The organism is Paenibacillus sp. N22P23, assembly GCF_059383735.1.
The window spans coordinates 111523-131909 of the sequence record NZ_JBXENT010000011.1; the positions used below are offsets into that span (position 1 = coordinate 111523).

Sequence of the window (20387 nt, forward strand, 5' to 3'; positions counted from 1 at the left end):
TTGTTTGAACTTGATTAGGGGAGGGACCTCAAAGTGGCAAAAGCATTAACCAAATCGATTCCGGTGGGCGCTACCGTTTTTCCGATTATATTTGCGATAAGTATCGTTCACTTGCTGAATGACACGATGCAATCGACTGTAACGGCGCTGTTTCCAATCTTGCGCGACTCGCTGCATTTAAGCTATAAACAGATCGGGTTTATCGCCTTCGCAATGAACATTACGGCCGCGGTCATTCAGCCGATGGTCGGTATGTATGCGGACCGTCGGCCAAGGCCTTTTATATTGCCACTAGGAGTGTGCTTTACGCTGGTCGGCGTTGTAGCGCTCGCGTTAGCACCCGAGTATGCGTATATCGTGATCGCCGTTATGATGATCGGCATCGGGTCGGCTATCTTTCATCCCGAATCTTCGCGAGTAGCCTATATGGCTGCAGGTAGTCAAAGAGGGCTGGCACAGTCGATATTCCAAGTTGGCGGCAATATTGGCGGTGCGCTCGGACCGATTATGAGTGCTGCGATCTTCGTGCCGCTCGGGCAAATCAGCGTCCTATGGTTCTCCATTGCGGCGATCGCAGCCATTCTGATTCAGACCTACGTCGCACGTTGGTATCGGGATTATGGACTGCAAATACGTTCCGCAGGAGCCAAGAAGAAAGCAGCATCGAGCGTTAAGAACGGTTCTGCTGCTGCGAGAATCGGATTATCGCAGAAACAAATTACCTGGGCCATCGTTATTCTTGTTTTCTTAGTGGTATCGAAGCATATTTATATGTCCAGCTTAAGCAGCTATTATAGTTTTTATTTAATGGATTCGTTCGGGGTTTCCGTGCAGCATGCGCAGTTATTTCTGTTTGCGTTTCTGGCGGCAGCCGCGGCAGGCACATTCTTTGGCGGACCGCTTGCCGACCGCTACGGCCGGAAAAACATCATTTGGTTCTCGATTCTCGGTACCGCGCCGTTCTCGCTTCTGCTGCCGTATTGCGACTTATTTTGGACATGCGTAATGTGTATCTGTGCGGGGTTCGTACTGTCATCGGCGTTCTCCATCATTGTCGTGTTTGCGCAGGAGCTGCTGCCCGGCAAAGTGGGCCTCGTATCAGGGTTGTTCTTCGGGCTTGCATTTGGTATCGGCGGCTTGGGCTCGGCTGTTCTGGGCTGGATCGCCGATGCGACGAGCATTGAATATATGATGAAGCTATGCGCGTACTTGCCGCTGCTCGGCATTCTCGCCATATTCCTGCCGAAGGATGAGAAGCTGCATGCCTGATGACCATCTCGTCATGTAGGGATCAATAACTGTAACAAAGGGCGCCAATTGTGGCGTCCCTTTTGCTATTTTCGTAAAGTAGTGCTACATATTAAGAGATACTTTCGTCCATACTCGTTCCCTTAATGGTGACATAGAAAGCAGGTCTACAGTGAATGGCAGAACATAACCGACAGCAGTTTCGCTTCAGCGAAGCACCAATTTGGGATTTGCAGCGCAATTATTACGAAGAAGAAGGCATGAAGGCTTGGAACAATGACCAAGTCCCGCAATATATATCGAGTAATCCGATGATGGCTACCTCTTATGCGGAGATGATTTTCGGATTTCTTCAAGATCGGGCGGGTACGGGGGATCTTGCTGAACCGGTGACAATTATTGAATTGGGTGCGGGTGCAGGGCGCCTTGCGTTTCACACCCTGCATAAACTGTGCGAGCTGCGCGATTATGCCGGTATCGAGCTGCCGCCGTTCCGATATGTGATGACCGACCTGGCAGCCAAGAACGTAGTGGCTTGGCAGAATCATCCCGCCATGCAGCCGTTCATTCAGGAGGGACTGCTTGATTTTGCAAGGTTTGATGCTGTAGCCGATACAGAAGTGCACTTGGCCGTAGCGCAAACTACGATACGTCCGGGTGATTTGAAGCAGCCGCTGCTGATCGTCGCCAATTATTTCTTTGATGTGATCCCGCAAGAGTTGATTTATGTTAGTGATGGAGAAGTCTATGAGTGCGATATCAGTGTCGAGTTTCCGGATAATCTCAAGGAGCTTACGACATCAGAAACCATCAAACATATGAAGCTGAATTACGTGAATCGCTTGGCGCCTGCATACAAAGAAGCAACCTACCCCTATCATGATCTGATCACGATGTATGTGCAGGAGCTAGATGATTCTTATATCCTGTTTCCGGTAGCCGGGCTGACCTTATTGGATCGGCTTCAGCAGCTGTCACAGGCAGGGTTTCTGTTGATCACGGCGGATAAAGGCGACCATCGGCTGGAGCACTGGAACCTTGCCGAGCCGCCGGAGTTCTTTCATCATGGCAGCTTCTCGCTAAATGCAAACTATCATGCGATTCAACATGTGTTGGAGCAAAGAGGTGCACTGTCGCTCTTTACGAAGGAGCATCATTATAACGCGATTAATGTCGGCTGTATTCTCATGCTGGAATCACCGATGCGTTATGCCAATACAAGGCTGGCTTTTCGGCGGTTTGTAGAACGCTTTGGGCCGGATGAGTTCTTCAGTATGAAGGAGTGGGTCGACCAGCATATTGGCACGATGGGGCTGCAGCAAATATTGGCCTTCTGGCGGCTGGGTGGGTATGATGCGGAGTTCTTTATCCAATGCACGAAACAAATTTCAGCTCTGCTGCCCGAGGCTGGCGAAGAAGAATTACTGGATATTCAAAATGGCATACACATCATGTGGTCATCGTTCTATGTGATGGAGCAGCGTTATGACTTGGCGCTGGACGCAGGTTTGCTGCTATTCGAGATGGAGTTCTACGATGACGCGAAGGCGTTCTTGAGCTTATCGATTGAAACCGATGAAGATGAGTCCGTTCCGACTGTCTTATTCTGTCTGGCGATATGCAGCTATGAGCAGGGAGATAAGGAAGCGGCGATGGCATACTTGCGTGAGGCACTGGTTCAAGAGCCTGAGCATGAGGATGCCTTGGCACTTCTGCAGGCGCTGACAGCAGAAGAGTAGAATAAGTATGGATAGAAGAAGGGCGCTCCTTGCGGGCGCCCTTTTGTTTTTGCCATAGCGGCAATGGATAGACAAAACCATCGTTCTTCTATAGTATGAATAGCAATTGAATAGAACTAGTCAAGGTGCACGCTTAGTCGATAAGCGCTGCTTAATAGGGAAGTTCGGTGAAAATCCGGCGCGGTCCCGCCACTGTAAATGAAGAGCTGATCTAGGATTTGCCACTGGCCCATAAGCCGGGAAGGCATAGAGAAGCGTTGACGCATAGCCAGGAGACCTGCCTTGATTTGATTTCACAGACTCTACGGATGATGGAGGCGGTGCTTTTTTGTTGTCTTTGCTTGTAGTTGACGACGCTGGCTGCCTTTGATTCTTAATGAATCAAGGGCTTTTTTTTGTTTATCCAAACCACGAAGGAGGCAGTTATGAACAAGTATGCCAAGCTAGTGTCCCTCTTGATCGTTCTGTGCCTGGGCACTGCGATTATAGGTTCCATCGGTGTGTCCGCAGCATCATCAGCAGCATCCATCAAAGATGTGGACAGTGCCGTCAAGGAAACGGCCGAATACATGCTGACCACGGTAAAAGAACCACAATTCGGCTCTGTTGGCGGTGAGTGGGCCATTATCGGACTTGCGCGTTCCGGCTACAGTGTACCGCAAAGCTATTATGATGCTTATTACAGCCGTGTCGAACAAGTTGTCCTTGCGAACAAAGGTAATCTTCACGATAAGAAATATACCGAGTACTCTCGGCTAATTCTGGCATTAAGGGCAATCGGTGCAGATCCTGCGAATGTTGCCGGCTATAATCTGCTCCTGCCTTTGAGCGATTTCGACAAAACGGTTTGGCAAGGGATTAACGGCCCGATCTTTGCACTTCTTGCGCTGGATAGCGGCAATTATGAGGTCCCCTTCAATAAAGCTGCCCGTACACACGCAACCAGAGACATGTATATCGATGACATTCTATTGCGGCAGTTGAAGGATGGGGGCTTCGCGCTTTCCGGAACGGCAGCGGACCCCGACATAACGGGCATGGCGCTGCAGGCGCTTGCCAAGTATCAGAATCGAACGGGCGTAAAGACCGCAACAGAGAAGGCGATTGCGACCCTTTCACGGATTCAAGACAGTGGTGGCGGCTATGCGAGCTTAGGTGTGAAAAACGCAGAGAGCACCGTGCAGGTGCTCATGGCACTGTGTGAGCTCGGAATCCCAATCGACGACAGCCGATTCGTCAAGAACGGTAAAACGGTTCTGGATGATTTGCTGTCTTACTATGCCAAGGGAAAAGGTTTCCGGCACACGGCAGACGGTAGCGGTGTATCGGGCATGTCGACGGAGCAGGCGTTATACGGGCTCGTCAATTACCAGAGAGCGGCAGCAGGGCAGTCGAGCATGTATCGAATGGACGATGTCGTCCCGTTGTTATCCACAAGTCATCAAGCGAGTGTGGGATTGCCGAATAAAAATAAAGCGATTAAAGCCATGCCGGTTATTAACGCTGGCAAAACCTTTTCCGATATCCGTGCACATGTGAATAAGTCTGCGATCGAATCACTTGCATCCAGAGGTATCATCAGCGGAATGAGTGCCAATGGTTTTGCGCCGAATCGAACGATGACGCGGGCAGAATTCGCGGCTATTGTGACCAAGGGTCTCGGTCTCGGGCTTACTCCGAATGCGGCGCAAGTCTTCAACGATGTATCAGCCACGAGCTGGTATGCAGGTGCAGTGGGTACGGCTTACACGTACGGCATTGTGAATGGAACCTCTGCTGCTGCATTTTCACCGAGTCGTACCATCACGAGGCAGGAAGCAGCTGTCATGATCGCAAATGCGGCAAAGCTGTGCGGGTTGGATACATCGATGGTTAACAGCGAAGTTCGAGATATGCTTGCACAATTCGGTGATTACACCTTAACCGCGCCGTGGTCAAGAACGGCGCTTGCTTTCTGCTATAGGGAGAACATTTTATCGCAGGAGATGCTGACGATTGCTCCGACTACATTTGTCACGCGCGCCGAGATTGCGGAGATGCTCTACCGCATGCTGCGATCGGCAAAACTAGTGTAAAGAGGCGTAAAGATGAACATGAAACAAACCCGAACGAAACTTGTTGCGGCGGCAATTGTTGCAATCGTCCTTATTATCGCTTTCTATAGCAGCGGGCCTTCTTCGGCCACGAAGAGTGAGCGTAATGCCGTTGAAAAAGCGACGGAAACGGCGGATCAAGCAGTGCTTCCACCAGCGGCAGCACCTTCATCTGAATCTGAATCGGAGCCTGAACCAACAACGGATGAGAAATCTCCCACAATCGTCAAGGAAACCGCCGAAGAATCTGATGATGAACCGGCTACCTCAAGTGAGGGAGTGAAAGCCTCGTCTAAGCCCGAACAATCGGTGAAGCCTAAGCCAAGCACATCCTCATCGTCATCCCAGACGAAGCCATTACCACCGGCAAAGGGGGCAACCAAACCTCCTTCAATGGACGCGAAGGCTCCTGTAATCAAGCCGGATGCAGGGAAGGATCAGTATCTTACCGATCCCGTGCCGGAAGGCAAGCCAGCTCCCATTGATCCACAGAAAGCTGAAGTTTCCGATAGGGTGATGACGGCGTATCTCTCCGTGAGCTGTGCAACGATTCTGGATCATATGGATCAATTGGATGCCGAGAAAGTCGAGCTCGTACCTAAGGATGGCGTGATCTTCAAGTCACAGGAAGTGACGTTCTATGAAGGTGAATCCGTGTTTAACGTGCTGCAGCGTGAAATGAAAAAGAACAAAATTCCGATGGAGTTCGAGAATACGCCTATGTACAACTCCGCCTATATTGAAGGGATCAATAACCTCTATGAATTTGACTGCGGGGAGTTATCCGGGTGGATGTACAACGTAAATGGATGGTTTCCGAACTACGGTGCAAGCCGGTATCAGCTGAAGCAGGGCGATGTGATCGAGTGGGTGTACACATGCGATTTGGGCCGAGATGTTGGCGATTCTTATGCTGCACAAGCCGGCGGCGGTGGGAAGTCATGAAAGACGCCTTCTCCAGCTATCACCCGTTCGTCAATTTTCTATATTTTGCACAAGTCATTCTGTTTGCTATGGTGTTCATGCATCCGGCTTGCTTAGCGATTTCCATGATCTTCGCGATCGCATACTCCATCAAGCTGAATGGGCGTAAAGCCATCACCTTTCAACTCCTTTACATGCTGCCTTTGCTGCTCGTAACGGCATTCATCAATCCGGCTTTTAACCACGAGGGAGTTACGATCCTAACCTACTTGCACAGCGGCAATCCCTTGACGCTGGAGTCGATAACGTACGGCATCGCGGCAGCTGCGATGTTTGTAACGGTCATTTGCTGGTTCTCTTGTTATAACGCGGTCATGACCTCGGATAAATTTATCTACCTCTTTGGCACCGTAATTCCGGTAATGTCGCTCCTTTTCTCCATGGTGCTTCGTTTTGTTCCGAGGTTCAAGGCGCAGCTTGCGGTGGTGTCTCATGCACAGAAATCCATTGGCAGGGATGTATCTAATGGCGGCGTCTTCGTTCGAATCAAACACGGTATTCGAATACTGTCCATCATGGTGACCTGGATGCTGGAGAATGCGATCGAAACGGCCGATTCCATGAAGAGCAGAGGCTACGGCTTAAAGGGGAGGACTGCCTTCTCCCTCTTTTTGTTCGGTCGTCGTGACCGCATCGTGACGATCGTCATGGCAACAATTGGCGGATATTTGATCGCCGGTGCAATGGCCAAAGGGCTGTACTTCAGCTACTTTCCTTCCATGCGGGGCGCCTTTCTGTCGGCTTTCAGCATAAGCTTGTTTCTGGCCTACGCCGTATTATGCGCAGCGCCGCTGATGATTAATAGTTGGGAGGACAGGAAATGGAAGCTTTCGCAATCCGACATTTGACCTTCGCTTACCCTGGTTCGGAGAAGAAAGCCTTAGACGATATATCATTAACGATCCAGCAAGGTGAATTTGTGCTGATCTGCGGACAATCCGGCTGCGGCAAATCAACGCTTCTCCGTCATTTGAAAACCGACCTTACCCCTCACGGCATCAGAAGCGGGGAAATTCGATTTCAAGGGACGCCTCTCCCTCTTTTAGACAGGCGCCGGCAGGTCGCTCAAATCGGCTATGTACTGCAATCGCCCGACAATCAGATCGTGACGGATAAGGTGTGGCATGAGCTGGCTTTTGGACTGGAAAGCTTGGGCTATAGTACCTCTGAGATCCGGCGTCGTGTCGCGGAAATGGCGAGTTTCTTCGGCATTCAGGAATGGTTTCATAAGCGGGTAACCGAGCTCTCCGGCGGGCAGAAACAGCTGCTCAACCTGGCTGCCATTATGACCATGCAGCCTAAGGCCCTCATTTTGGATGAGCCTACAAGCCAGCTGGATCCCATTGCTGCTGCGGAATTTCTGGCCACTCTCGCCAAAATCAACCGCGAGCTTGGTGTCACCATCATCCTGTCGGAGCACCGGCTGGAAGACGTGCTTCCTCTCTCGGATACAGTCGTCATTATGGACCAGGCCTCTATTCTCGTCACGGGAGCACCAACAGAGGTCGGCTTAAGGCTTCTTGAATTGGGCCATTCTATGTTCAATGCCATGCCTGCACCTGTGCGAATATATGCAAAAATCGACAATATTCTACCTTGTCCGACCACCGTTCGGGAGGGGCGGCAGTTTCTGCGAACACTTGCAAAAACAAGGATTTACAAGGGCGAAATCGTAGAGAATACCATCGCACCTATGCAACATAAGCCAATTCTTGAGGTGGATGAGGCTTGGTTTAAATATGATAAAAATGCTTCAGACGTCATCAAAGGATTGCATGTCAAAATGCATCCGGGAGAAATCTATGCCATCGTAGGCGGAAACGGTACAGGGAAAACGACTGCACTATCTCTGATGGCTGGATTGCGCAAACCTTATCGCGGGCGAGTGCTGCTTCAAGGCAAGCCGATCGACGAGATTTCGGGCAGCGAGAAATATCAGGGCCTTCTAGGCGTGCTGCCGCAGAACCCTCAGGCACTGTTCGTTCGCAAAACAGTGGAAGCCGACCTCAAGGAAGTGTTGTCCGATCGAGGATTTCATAAGGAAGCGACCCAAGCGAGTGTCGATTATGTAGCGGATTTATGCGGGTTGCAGGATTTGCTGCAGCGGCACCCTTATGATCTATCGGGAGGTGAACAGCAGAAGGCTGCTCTTGCCAAGGTGCTGCTCCTTGAGCCGGCCATCCTTCTGTTAGATGAACCGACCAAGGGGTTGGATGCGCATTATAAGCTGCAATTAGCGGATATCTTGCTCCATCTGAAGCAGCAGGGAACGGCTATTGTAATGGTCAGCCACGATATTGAGTTCTGTGCAAGCTACGCGGATCGCTGTGCCATGTTCTTCGATGGGGGAATCGTATCGGAAGGCAAGCCGCGGGATTTCTTCGCAGGCAACAGTTTCTATACGACAGCAGCAAACCGGATGGCTAGAGACTTGATTCTGGGGGCCATTACGACGAACGATGTTATAAGAGCTTTTCACGGCGAGGAAGAAACGCACGATCACAACGCAAAACCAAACGTTAAGAAACCGACGCCTTTAACCAAAGGCAGCGCCGAGCCTCAAGGAAACAGAACCACTGCAATCCCGCATGAGCAAATGCCCGTTGAACATAGGCTTCTATCCAAACGCACATTGGCTGCTGCGCTAATGATTCTGCTGATCATTCCTTTGACCATTTGGTTTGGTATCTATTATTTGAATGATCGGAAGTACTACTTTATTTCGATGCTCGTGATCTTGGAGACGATGCTTCCTTTTGTGATGATCTATGAGGGAAGGAAACCGCAGGCAAGAGAGATTGTGACCCTATCCGTACTATGTACGATAGGCGTCATGGGAAGAATGGCTTTCTTTATGGTTCCCCAATTCAAGCCGGTTGTCGCGATTGTGATGATATCGGGGATCGCATTCGGAGCGGAGGCGGGATTTCTGGTAGGCGCCGTTACGGGGTTTGTATCGAACTACTTCTTCGGCCAAGGTCCGTGGACACCGTGGCAGATGTTTGCCTTTGGCATTATCGGTTTTCTTGCAGGTCTGCTCTTCAAGAAAGGCATTCTCCGTAGAAATCGGCTCGCATTCTGCGTGTTCGGCGGCATGTCGACCTTTATCATCTACGGTTGTATTATGAATTTCTCTTCGGTATGGATGACGCAAACGAATCCTACGATCGCGATGCTTCTAGTGGCTTGCATACAGGGGATTCCGTTCGATTTGATTCACGCTGCCGCAACGGTACTGTTCTTATTCCTATTATCAAGGCCATTGCTTGAGAAATTAGATCGCATCAAGGAGAAATATGGGATGACACAATAATGAGAAGCCTGGGATATAAGGATCCCAGGCTTCTTCTTCACAACTGCTAACCGTGCGCTTACTTCTTGCCTTTCGCTTTCAACCATTCGTCCAGCTGTTTCTGTTTCTCTTCGATTACTTTCGCGGAGCCGGCCTTCTTCATGGCGTCAAGCAGCTTAGGCATGTATTCGTTTGGATCAACTGCGCCTGTCGTGACTGCGGCTTCGTACTCTTTGTAAACAGCATCCATGTTGGCCAATTCCGTCTTGACAGGCTCCTGGTTGAATTGGAAGCCCCAAATTTCCGGTACCATAGCCGAGTTGTTAAGCTCGATTGTTTTCGGCCAAGTATCGTCCGATTGGCCTTCCAGCAAGTAACCGATTGTAACGTTACCCATTGCCCATGCTACGTTCGGAGCATAGCCGCCGTCTGTCTTCACCTTGATATGAGTGGCATCGAGTTTGTCATAATGTTTGCCTTCAACGCCGAAGGCCAGGAGATTAAACAACGCCGGATCCGTATTCGCCAGATTGAGGAACATCATCGCTCTCTCCGGGTTTTTTGAAGTATTGCTGATTGCAGTCATAGTCGGCTGAACGCCGGAGAAACGTGGTTCATAAAGTGGGATGAAGACGACATCCTTGCCGCCCAGGTTTTGTTTCATCTCGATTTCTCCGCCCGGCTTGAGTGTCCATTCGTAGAAAGAGACGATTTTTCCTGCTTTCTGATAATCAGCGAACGTAGCTGTGGCTACGTCTTTATTGACATAACCTTTCTTAAACCAATCATGCAGCAATTGATGAAAAGCTAAATATTCCGGTGCTTCCAGTACATATTCGAGCTTGTAGTTAGGATCGCCGGTTCTGTACTCAATGCCGGCAAGTCCGTCAAAGCCATGCATATAAGGAACAAATGAGTTAGATCTGGAACCAAAAGCAATTTTGTCCGGTTCACCGGCTTTGACCTTCTCCAGGAATGGCTCCAAGTCTTTATACGTCTTGATCGTGCTAATATCCAAGCCGTACTTGTCGACCATTTCCTTCTGAATAACGAAGCCGCCGCCTTGTGCAATAATTTGATAGTTAGGAATGGCGTATAATTTGCCTTGCGAGTTTCTTGCCCCTTCAATTGCCGCTTTCGGCAGGCTGTTGATGAAATCAGGCGCGTAAGTGGTAACCAGCGACTCTAGGTCCTTGAACGCACCTTTGAGGGAGTTGTTCTCATAGTTGAATGCCCAGTTTGACGTCCACATCATGTCGAACGTTTCACCTGCAGAGACGATGGTGTTCATTTTCTGATCATAGTCACCGAAAGTAATCGGCAATAGTTTAACGGTTGCATTGATTTTCGGCTTGATGTACTCATTTATGGCAGCTTCAACTGAAGCAAGATCCGGCTGCAATTCAGGTTGAGGAATATAATAGGTCAATTCTACAGGCGGCAGTTCTTCCTTCTCTGGCTCTGCCGGTTCGTTAGTAGCTGTCTCTGAAGTAGTGGACTCCGTGTTCGTGGTCGTTGCCGGCTCATTCGTTGACGTGTTAGATTCGTTGTTCTTATTATTCCCGCCGCAAGCGCTTACAAGTAAAACAACCAGCATACTTGCCAAGATTAATTTCAGAAAGGCTATCTTTTTCATGTTTAGCGTACCCTCCTAAGTAATTGTTTCGCACTTTGAACTTCAAATCAACCCTGCCCCAGTACCTTACCGACCAACTGTGATTTTTGTACCCCCTCTCGTGGAGTCAACCAGCGAAGACCCGATTACTGCCGTCAACCCTTCAAGGAACCCACGGTCAAGCCTTTGACAAAATACTTCTGAAAAAACGGGAAGATGAACATCATCGGACCCGCTGCCAGCACCGTCATTGCCATCCTTGCGGATAAGTTAGGGAACTTGCTTGTATCGATATGCAGACCACTCATAAACTGCGAGCTAGTGGTCAAGAAATTGATGGTACTCATCATTCGCGTAAGCAGCAACTGAATCGGAACGAGCTTCTCGCTGTTAATGTAGAGCATCGCCGGAAACCAGGAATTCCAGTAGTTAAACGAGATGAACAGGCCCAGTGTAGCGAGCGCGGGCTTAGAAAGCGGTAAGATCATCTGGAAATAAATCCGCCATTCGCTGGCTCCATCCACCTTCGATGACTCGATAAGCTCCTTGGGGATCTCACCGATAAAGCCTTTCATGATCAGGATGTAGAAGGGGGACAGCATCCCTGGGAGAATAAGCGCCCACATCGTATCCTTAAGATGGAGGTACTGCGTCATTAGAATATAGGAAGGGACAAGTCCTCCGCTGAACAACATGGTGAAGAAGATGTAGAACGTCATTGGCTTCACATAACGGTAGTCCTTACGGGACACGACATAAGCCGTCATGGATGTGAGAGCTAGACTAGCCAACGTACCGATAACCGTTGTCATAATGGTGACCCAGTACGCTTGGATCAAGATCATAGGCGATCTAAAAATATAATGGTAAGCGTCCGTGCTGAATTGGTGAGGGAGCAAATGATAACCCTGGGTAACAATCGACTCTTCACTCGTTAGCGAGATTGCGATAACGAGCAGAAACGGTACAACCATCGACAGTGTGACGAGAACAAACAAGAGATTGATCCCAATTTCGACGTAGGATACTTTAGGCCCTGTCCTAATCATGATCCACCTACCACAATGAATTTTCCGGATTTATTTTTTTGACCCATAAATTAGCGCTTAGAACGAGGATCAGTCCAACTACGGACTGGAACAATCCGACTGCTGTAGCCATGCCTACATCTCCAATTTTGGTCAGCGCCCGGTAAACGTAAGTATCAATGATGTCGGTCGTCGGGTAGGTCATGCCGGCCAAGCCGCCATTTGGCACAAAATAATGCAAGCCGAAGTCTCCGGAGATAAGCCCGCCGATCGCCAAGATGAGCAAAATCATAATTAATGGCATAATCATCGGAATGGTGACTTTGCGGGCGATTTGAAACCGTGTGGCCCCATCGATTTTGGCTGCTTCGTAATATTCGGGATTGATGGCAATAATGCCGGCGTAATAGACCAGCGCGCTGAAGCCGATACGTTTCCAAAGCGCTACGATGTTCAATATGTACGGCCAAGGACCTGCTTCCATATACCAATCATGTGTCTGCAAGCCCACCATTTCGAGGAGCTTGTTCAGTATCCCGTTGTTGATATCGAGCAAGGTGAACACGATATAGTACACAACGACCCAAGACAGAAAGTGAGGAAGGAACAACGCGGTTTGGTAGATCTTCACCGCTTTACGAGAGATTTCGTTCAACAATACCGCGAAGATAAGCGCGAACACGGTTGTGAAGAAGATGTAGCCGATCTCATACAGCACCGTGTTACGCGTAATGCGAATGGCATATTCAGATACGAAAAAAAACTCGAAGTTCTTAAAGCCGATCCATTCGCTGCCAAACATCCCTTTGTCGTAATGGAAATTTTTAAATGCCATAATAATGCCGATCATAGGTAAATAAGCAAAAATGAGAATGTACAGCACTCCGGGGATGCCAAGCGTAAACAATTCGTGATTTTTTTTGAAAAGGCGCCATTCGTTCCCGATCCGTTTCCACAATCCGTTATCCAAATTGCTTTACCCCTTTCCTGCGTAATTGGTTCTTGGTTGTTGCCTTCATTATTGCTGTTTTGACCCTATCGTATCTAGTGCACAATCAAGGTATTATTGGCGTTTTGAACTGTATTTTTTGTGTTTTACTCCTACATTTCGTGAATAACGCTTAAAGGCCAACCGAGGCGGTTGGCCTTTAAAGATAAAGCTATCGCCCAATCGATTTTTTCAACCGATACTCGCCGGGTGTACAACCGATCTTCTTCTTAAACAGCTTAAAGAAGTAGCTTTGATTTGCGAATCCGGCTTGATCCATAATTTCGTAGACACTGTGATTTTTGTGTTCCAGCAGTTCTCTGGCGACACCCAGCCGGACCTCGCTTATATAGTCGGCAACGGAAATGAGTTCATTCTTGCGGAATAATCGGCCTACGTAGTCCGCGGACAATTTCATCATGCCGGCAATCGATTGGAGGCTGAGGTTAATGTCGCCGTAGTTTTGTTTGACGATCTCCTTGATCGTCTCAACCAGGATATCGTTGCGATCCACCAATCCGCTGCGTTTCTGCTGCGTAATGTCATGCAGCGTCTGCCATAGCTGCCGATGAATATCTTCAAGCGTATCCATCTCCAGCATGCTCAAGCTGACTTTATTGATATCGATGTCTATGGGCTGTACGCGGTTTTGATTGATTTCCTTCAGGGTTTGCCTAATAATCACCGGTATCTGGGTAATACCCGTCATAATTTGATCATAGTTGCATGCGGCAATATGGCGTATGAGCTTGTCCAGCGTATCTTCAAGAAGCACGGCATCGTCCGATTTGATGCCTTCGACGAGTCTTTTTTCCAGCTCCGGAAGCAGAGGTTCACTCATATTGCGCATGTTTTCCTCAACTGAATCGAGGGTAAGCAGTGTGTTTCTTCCGTAAATGAGCTTATACATAATGATCTGCTGGGCTTGATGGTACTGTTTGGAGATATCCGAGAAATGAACGATGCTTTCGCTTATGGCGGCGCTGATCGTTATTTTGTAGTAGCGCTGCACCGTTTCCTGAACCAGCACCACCTTTTCCTTCAGCAGCTCGATTGTATCACCGAGATCATGCTCCGCACTGACCAAGAACGCCAGATGATCAGATCTCAATTCGGCCCCGACGCAGCAATAGCGACTTCCGATGAGTTCCTCTGCAATGTTCAAGATTGCAAAATGAAACAGCTTCATTTGGCCGGGCTGCAGCAGTTGACTAATTTTCCGGAGGTTATCTATCGCGATGACGATCACGATATAAGAACCGTTCTCCTGAATGTTCATTTGGTTCGATCGGATGATGCCGATGAATTGTTCGTCACTGAGCACCATGCTGCTCGTAAGCAATTGACGGATATGATAAGAATCGATAATGTCCCGGTTATCCCTCTGCATCTTCCTCATATCATGCAGATTATCTACGACGTTGGAATATACTTCGGACAAGTAAGCAAGCTCGTCTTTGGCCGCTTGATCTCCGATGCCAAACTGATTGTTTTGGATTTGGCTCATGAGCCTGTCAATTGGCTTGTACAGCCTTCGAGATACGAAGATCGCGGCAATAATCGACAGAATTAAGAATACGACCGTTAAGCCAATGGTTGTTTTGCGGATTTGATTAATGTTATGAATGACGGCATCGTAAGGCTGCGCGCTTACGATATACCAATTGGGTATGACCAGCTTGGAGTAGGAGATAATTTGTTTTTGGTCCCCAACTCGCTGGATCATGTACCCGTTTGATTTGTTTTCACGGACGGAACCGGAGAACAAATCTTGGAATCCGGCCCTGTTCAGATCGGAGCTCTCATTCGTATATAATATTTGGCCTTCGCTGTTCACCAGCATGATGGAGCCTTCCTTCTTCAGCCCCAGTCCATTGATCAGCTTGATGTTGTTAAATAGCCATTCCGGCTTAATATTCAACACTAGTGCGCCTTCATCCGGCTTGTACTTACCGAGCGAGTCGTACATGACATAAGAGAATACATCGATTCCCGTGCTCTTCTCTTTCAACTTCATGGGAATGAACTTCATTTTCTGTACAGCATCGCTGTTATGGAGGAATTCGAGCATATGCTGCGTAGATTCGCTGCTTTGGCTTTTGAGTGCTGAATTCCCTCCTGCGAAGATCTGGTCGCTGTAGCCGTTATAAATGAGAATGGAATCCAGGAAGGAAGTAGAGTTAACGATTGTTTCCATTCTACGGAGTTTATGGGTCAAATCGAAAATAAAAACTTCTTGGTTGGACATCAGAGGCTTGAGCTGAACGTCCCAAAACAGGGCGGACACCATGTTTTTGGCGATTTCTTCCATGGAGTTGATATTATAGTTGATTTGTGCCAATGTTGCTTCATTGTACTCTTTCTGCATCTCGACGACAGAATTTCTGGAGGTATAAAACAGCGTGGCAGAGGAGCCAATAAGGAAAATAACCGTTAAAACAGATATGGATAGTAGAATGCGGAGCAGATACTTCTTCGATTGATAGATTTTCAAAAGCCGCATGGGGGTCATACCTTTCCGTCGTATTAGTTCGAATACGGTCAGGAAACGATGGCTAGTAGTGAGCTTTGTGTGTATTTATAAATTTACCATATCTGTAGAGGTTTAGGATAGATGAGGCTGCAGGGGAATTGCTTAGCGGAATAAGGTGCTAAACCAGCACGATCAGGGTATTCGCCGTGACGTTTCTCGACGATAGGTAGTAATCTATCCCGAGTGATGTTAAGGAGATGATGGTGTGCCTAGAAAAGGCGGAAGCAGCATATCGATCAAGAGCAAGTGGACGAAGACCAAGTGGTTGCTGGCAGACCGTACATTAAGACGGTTCGTTCCCGAAACGAGACGCTTTACTCGCGCATCACTTACTGTGATGACCGGGCGATATAAGACCGTGTACTTCAAGCCGACAACCGGGACGGGTGGAAACGGCATTGCACGTATTGTGCGACTGTCTTCTCGAAATTACCGGGTGAAGAAAGATACAAGAACCACCGAAGTCTCTTCTACAAGCGCGCTATATCGTCAATTGAATAGAATCGCTCGCGGCAGGAGCTACCTGCTTCAGAAGGGCATTTACTTAAAGGCTTCTCGCGGCAGACCATTCGACCTGCGGATGATGGTGCAGAAGGACGGCAGCAAATGGGTACCAACCGTCATGTTCGTCAAGCTTGGCAAGAAGAACAAGGTGGTCACGAACTATCATCAGGGCGGCAAGCTTGCATTGGTTGAGCCAACGCTCCGCCGTTCGGGGTATAGTAAAGCGCAAGCTACTCACTATAAGCAGAAGCTACAGTCGCTCGGCATGCAAACAGCGCGCTGCTTCAACCGTCATAGTGCCAAGTTCAAGGAGCTCGGGCTTGACGTAGCTCTTGATCGCGATGGGCGGCTATGGATTCTGGAGGTAAACACTAGGCCGGGTTTCGTTGCATTAAAGTCGCTCGCCGACAAAAGTTTATACCGCAAGGTTGTCCGTTATGGCAGAAAGTATGGAAGAACCAAATAAGCATGTCAGGCGCAGGCCATCCTTCATGAGGGTGGCCTTTTTTGTTCAATTCCGGGTGCCAACACAAGCCCTCAAATGAGGTTTATTGCAAAAGCTTATAAATGCTATAAAATCATCTGTCTTGTTACTATTGGCCGCACATGATACGTTTAAGGAATAAAGGTAAGGAATCGTACCCGAATGAACGGAATATCCATGCGAGAGCGAGGTGTGTAGGAAACATGTTTCAAGTAACAAACAGTCCATTCCAACAAGATCAGGTGGATTTGCTAAATCGATTAATGCCTACACTGACAGAAGGGCAGAAAATATGGTTGAGCGGTTATCTGACGGCCATTTCCGTTGCTTCAACATCGGCAACGTCGACCGTGCAAGTGCCGACCCAGGCGACGAGTACACCGGCTATTTCCAAAGAAGTAACGGTGCTCTATGGATCACAGACAGGGAACAGTCACAAGCTGGCCAAGAAATTGTCCGGCAAGCTGCAGGATCAAGGTTTTCAGGTGACCCAATCGTCCATGATTGATTTTAAACCGAATGCGCTGAAGAAGGTTCAGAATCTGTTTATCCTCGTTAGTACGCACGGAGAAGGGGATCCGCCAGACAATGCGATTTCGTTCTATGAATTTCTGCATAGCAAGAGAGCGCCTCAACTGGAAGGTTTGCCGTTCTCGGTGCTTGCTCTTGGCGATACGTCCTATGAGTTCTTCTGCAAAACAGGCATAGACTTCGACCAGCGGCTGGAAGAGCTTGGCGGCAAGAGGATTGCGCCGCGCATCGACTGTGACGTTGATTTCGAGGAGTCTGCGAACCAGTGGATCGAAAGCGTTCTTACTTCGCTTGGGCAGAGTTCTGCTGCCGTTCAAGCACCGGCTGCCACGTCCGCCTCTGTGGAAGGTACGGTTTCCGAATATTCCAGATCGAACCCTTTTCAGGCTGCTGTTCTTGAAAATTTAAATTTAAACGGACGCGGATCGGACCGGGAAACACGTCACCTAGAGATCTCTCTTGAAGATTCGGGCATCCACTACGAGCCGGGCGACAGCTTAGGCGTCTACCCGCACAACCATCCTAGACTTGTTGACGAGCTGATTGCTGCAATGGGTTGGTCACCGGATGAACGTATTACACTTCCTAAGATCGCGGAGGAGCGCTCATTAAGAGAGGCTCTTACAAGCTATTATGAAATTACGGTGCTGACTAAACCGCTGCTTGAACAAATCGTTGCACTTACGCCGGGCACCGGACTGGAAGAGCTTCTGGCCGCCGGTCAAGAGCAAGAGCTGAAAGCCTACCTTAAAGGACGCGATCTGCTCGACCTGGTACAGGATTATGATTTGGAAGGCGTACCGGCGGATACATTCGTGGCCCTGCTAAGACGCATTCCGCCTAGACTTTATTCCATCGCCAGCAGCTCGAAGGCTTATCCGGATGAAGTGCATTTGACCATTCGCAAAGTACATTACACCGCTTCAGGAAGAGTTCGGTATGGCGTGTGCTCGACCTATGTGTCGGAGCGGCTTGAACCAGGACAATCGGTATCCGTATTTGTTCAGGACAATCCGAACTTCAAGCTTCCAGCCAATTCAGATACACCAATTATTATGATCGGACCCGGCACAGGAGTTGCTCCATTCCGTGCATTCCTCGGTGAACGTGAGGAGAATGGTGCAGAGGGCAAAACGTGGCTGTTCTATGGCGATCAACATTTCGCATCGGACTTCCTCTACCAAGTGGAATGGCAGCGCTGGCTGAAGGAAGGCGTGCTAACACGCATGGACGTTGCATTCTCACGGGATACGGCAGAGAAAGTATACGTGCAGCACCGGATGCTGGAGAAAAGCAAAGAGCTGTATCAGTGGTTGGAGGAAGGGGCTGCCGTCTACATCTGCGGAGACGAGAAGAAGATGGCGCATGACGTGCAAGCCGCATTAGTCACGATCCTGAAGCAGGAAGGCTCCCTCAGCCAAGAAGAAGCGGAAGCGTACCTGATGAAGATGCAGCAGGATAAGCGTTATCAACGGGACGTCTATTGATTAGGGAGATCCAAGAGAGCGAGGGAGGCAGAAGACATGTCGGACAATAATCTACTATCACCAAACAGTGCACCGCATAGTGACGTTGAAGATATAAAACGCAGAAGTGATTATCTGCGAGGAACGTTGGAAGAAACACTGCAGGACCGGATTACGGGTTCCATATCTGAGGACGACAACCGATTAATGAAGTTTCACGGCAGCTATATGCAGGATGACCGCGATGTGCGTAATGAGCGGAGCAAGCAGAAGCTGGAGCCGGCTTATCAGTTTATGGTGCGTGTACGGGCAGCCGGCGGTGTCGTAACACCTGAGCAATGGCTGATGATGGACCGAATCGCACAGCGTCTTGCCAATGGTACGATTCGATTGACGACTCGTCAGTCTTTCCAGCTGCATGGTGTCATTAAGTGGAATATGAAAGCCGTTATTCAGGAAGTAAATGAAGAATTGCTAAGCACGCTTGCGGCATGCGGCGACGTAAACCGTAATGTCATGTGCAACCCGAATCCGTATCAATCCGAGGTTCATGAGCAGGTACAGGAGTGGGCGCAGAAGGTGAGCAATCATCTGGATCCACATACCCGGGCTTATCATGAGCTCTGGCTGGATGAGGAGAAAGTAGTCGACAGCCGAGACGGTGTAGAGCAGGAGCCGATTTACGGACCGGTTTACTTACCGCGGAAGTTCAAGATCGGTATTGCCGTTCCACCGGCTAATGAAGTCGATGTCTTCTCACAGGATTTGGGGTTTATCGCGATTCACGAAAATGGTCGCTTGTTAGGCTTTAACGTCGCGGTTGGCGGCGGCATGGGGATGTCGCATGGAGATCCGAAGACCTATCCGCAGGTGGCGCGTACCATTGGCTTCATTACACCGGAGCAGATGGTGGATGTAGCGGAGAAAACGGTCATGATTCAACGGGATTACGGGGATCGTGCAGTGCGTAAGCATGCTCGGTTCAAATATACAATCGACGACCGTGGTTTGGAATGGTTTATTGAAGAGCTGCAGCTTCGACTGGGCTGGAAGTTGGAAGAAGCCCGTTCGTTCCACTTTGACCATAACGGTGATCGTTACGGCTGGGTGAAGGGAAGCAACAACAAGTGGCATTATACCTTGTTTATTCAGAATGGCCGGGTGAAAGACGAGGATGGCTATCAGCTCATGACCTGTCTGCGTGAAATCGCCAAGATTCATACGGGGGATTTCCGCCTTACGCCTAACCAAAACCTTATTATCGGGAACGTATCGAGCCAGAAGAAGAAGAAACTCGAGCAGCTTATTGAAGCCTACGGACTTACGGATGGGGCGGAGTACTCCGCACTTCGCAGAAATGCCATGGCCTGCGTTGCTTTGCCGACTTGCGGTTTAGCTATGGCGGAGTCCGAGCGCTACATGCCTACACTGCTCGATAAGCTTGAATTGATCCTCGATGAAGCGGGGCTGCGCGATGAGGAAATCGTCATTCGTATGACGGGGTGCCCGAATGGATGTGCACGCCCGGCATTGGCGGAAATCTCGTTTATCGGCAAAGCTCCCGGCAAGTACAACATGTACTTGGGCGGCGGACATTCCGGCAACCGACTCAACAAGCTGTATCGTGAGAATATTGGGGAAGCCGAAATTCTAAGCGAGCTGAAGCCGATCCTGCTCCGTTATGCGAAGGAACGGAATGAGGGCGAACATTTCGGCGATTTCTGTATTCGCGCTGAGTACGTGAAAGAAGTGGTTTCGGGTCTGGATTTTCACGCCTAACCAACTGACGGTCGCCATGTGCGACCGTTTTTTGTTAAAATCACTTCTTCGTTGATAATGGAAGAGGGATTTGTCTGTTCTTGTCGAATGTGTATATTCTATT

At 49.1% G+C, this 20387-nt stretch carries 13 protein-coding genes and 1 riboswitch; of the genes, 9 read left to right on the forward strand and 4 right to left on the reverse strand.

Annotation, left to right across the window (positions count from 1 at the left end; translation table 11 throughout):
• Positions 1 to 33 precede the first annotated feature (33 nt).
• From AC506A_RS27695 to AC506A_RS27720, 6 genes are all read left to right on the forward strand, one after another.
• Positions 34 to 1269: an MFS transporter gene (locus tag AC506A_RS27695; RefSeq protein ID WP_495464236.1), complete on the forward strand. Its 1236-nt coding sequence runs from the start codon at positions 34 to 36 to the stop codon at positions 1267 to 1269.
• 155 nt (positions 1270 to 1424) lie between these two features.
• Positions 1425 to 2987: a tetratricopeptide repeat protein gene (locus AC506A_RS27700; protein WP_495464237.1), complete on the forward strand. Its 1563-nt coding sequence runs from the start codon at positions 1425 to 1427 to the stop codon at positions 2985 to 2987.
• Positions 2988 to 3093: 106 nt separating this feature from the next.
• Positions 3094 to 3286, forward strand: a riboswitch (cobalamin riboswitch).
• A gap of 126 nt (positions 3287 to 3412) precedes the next feature.
• Positions 3413 to 5062: an S-layer homology domain-containing protein gene (locus AC506A_RS27705; protein WP_495464238.1), complete on the forward strand. Its 1650-nt coding sequence runs from the start codon at positions 3413 to 3415 to the stop codon at positions 5060 to 5062.
• 12 nt (positions 5063 to 5074) lie between these two features.
• On the forward strand, positions 5075 to 6025 hold the full coding sequence (locus AC506A_RS27710; protein WP_495464239.1) for a DUF4430 domain-containing protein: 951 nt from the start codon (positions 5075 to 5077) through the stop codon (positions 6023 to 6025).
• Complete coding sequence (locus AC506A_RS27715) at positions 6022 to 6912, forward strand: energy-coupling factor transporter transmembrane component T (RefSeq protein ID WP_495464240.1); 891 nt, start codon at positions 6022 to 6024, stop codon at positions 6910 to 6912. The genes AC506A_RS27710 and AC506A_RS27715 overlap by 4 nt, the downstream gene beginning before the upstream one ends.
• Entirely contained in the window at positions 6885 to 9377 is a 2493-nt protein-coding gene (locus AC506A_RS27720; protein ID WP_495464241.1) for an ATP-binding cassette domain-containing protein, read from the forward strand. Before AC506A_RS27715 ends, AC506A_RS27720 begins: the two co-directional genes overlap by 28 nt.
• Positions 9378 to 9435: 58 nt before the next feature.
• Here AC506A_RS27720 and AC506A_RS27725 read toward each other — a convergent pair whose 3' ends face one another.
• The 4 genes from AC506A_RS27725 to AC506A_RS27740 all read right to left on the reverse strand — a co-directional run bounded on the left by AC506A_RS27725 (position 9436) and on the right by AC506A_RS27740 (position 15490).
• The gene (locus AC506A_RS27725) at positions 9436 to 10992 is read right to left on the reverse strand and encodes an ABC transporter substrate-binding protein (RefSeq protein ID WP_495464242.1); all 1557 of its coding nucleotides are present in this window, start codon (positions 10990 to 10992) and stop codon (positions 9436 to 9438) included.
• Between the two features lie 134 nt (positions 10993 to 11126).
• Positions 11127 to 12020 (reverse strand): carbohydrate ABC transporter permease, encoded by an 894-nt coding sequence (locus AC506A_RS27730; RefSeq protein WP_495464243.1) that lies wholly within the window; start codon positions 12018 to 12020, stop codon positions 11127 to 11129.
• Positions 12021 to 12027: 7 nt separating this feature from the next.
• A complete protein-coding gene (locus tag AC506A_RS27735) occupies positions 12028 to 12969 on the reverse strand; it encodes an ABC transporter permease (protein ID WP_495464244.1) in 942 nt (313 codons plus the stop codon).
• 190 nt (positions 12970 to 13159) lie between these two features.
• The gene (locus tag AC506A_RS27740; RefSeq protein WP_495464245.1) at positions 13160 to 15490 is read right to left on the reverse strand and encodes a helix-turn-helix domain-containing protein; all 2331 of its coding nucleotides are present in this window, start codon (positions 15488 to 15490) and stop codon (positions 13160 to 13162) included.
• Positions 15491 to 15725: 235 nt separating this feature from the next.
• On the opposite strand from AC506A_RS27740, the gene AC506A_RS27745 reads away from it, so the two are divergent.
• The 3 genes from AC506A_RS27745 (at position 15726) to cysI (ending at position 20284) form a co-directional block, all read left to right on the forward strand.
• Positions 15726 to 16490, forward strand: a complete 765-nt coding sequence (locus AC506A_RS27745) for a YheC/YheD family protein (protein WP_495464246.1) — start codon at positions 15726 to 15728, stop codon at positions 16488 to 16490.
• A 221-nt stretch (positions 16491 to 16711) separates the two neighbouring features.
• Entirely contained in the window at positions 16712 to 18526 is a 1815-nt protein-coding gene (locus AC506A_RS27750; protein WP_495464247.1) for an assimilatory sulfite reductase (NADPH) flavoprotein subunit, read from the forward strand.
• Between the two features lie 36 nt (positions 18527 to 18562).
• Positions 18563 to 20284: an assimilatory sulfite reductase (NADPH) hemoprotein subunit gene (gene cysI, locus AC506A_RS27755; RefSeq protein WP_495464248.1), complete on the forward strand. Its 1722-nt coding sequence runs from the start codon at positions 18563 to 18565 to the stop codon at positions 20282 to 20284.
• Positions 20285 to 20387 lie beyond the last annotated feature (103 nt).

Coding starts and splice junctions, on each gene's coding strand:
- AC506A_RS27725 (WP_495464242.1), bottom strand. CDS start 10,992: ATGAAAAAGATAGCCTTTCTGAAATTAATCTTGGCAAGTATGCTGGTT.
- AC506A_RS27710 (WP_495464239.1), top strand. CDS start 5,075: ATGAACATGAAACAAACCCGAACGAAACTTGTTGCGGCGGCAATTGTT.
- AC506A_RS27715 (WP_495464240.1), top strand. CDS start 6,022: ATGAAAGACGCCTTCTCCAGCTATCACCCGTTCGTCAATTTTCTATAT.
- AC506A_RS27700 (WP_495464237.1), top strand. CDS start 1,425: ATGGCAGAACATAACCGACAGCAGTTTCGCTTCAGCGAAGCACCAATT.
- AC506A_RS27720 (WP_495464241.1), top strand. CDS start 6,885: ATGGAAGCTTTCGCAATCCGACATTTGACCTTCGCTTACCCTGGTTCG.
- cysI (WP_495464248.1), top strand. CDS start 18,563: ATGTCGGACAATAATCTACTATCACCAAACAGTGCACCGCATAGTGAC.
- AC506A_RS27730 (WP_495464243.1), bottom strand. CDS start 12,020: ATGATTAGGACAGGGCCTAAAGTATCCTACGTCGAAATTGGGATCAAT.
- AC506A_RS27705 (WP_495464238.1), top strand. CDS start 3,413: ATGAACAAGTATGCCAAGCTAGTGTCCCTCTTGATCGTTCTGTGCCTG.
- AC506A_RS27740 (WP_495464245.1), bottom strand. CDS start 15,490: ATGCGGCTTTTGAAAATCTATCAATCGAAGAAGTATCTGCTCCGCATT.
- AC506A_RS27750 (WP_495464247.1), top strand. CDS start 16,712: ATGTTTCAAGTAACAAACAGTCCATTCCAACAAGATCAGGTGGATTTG.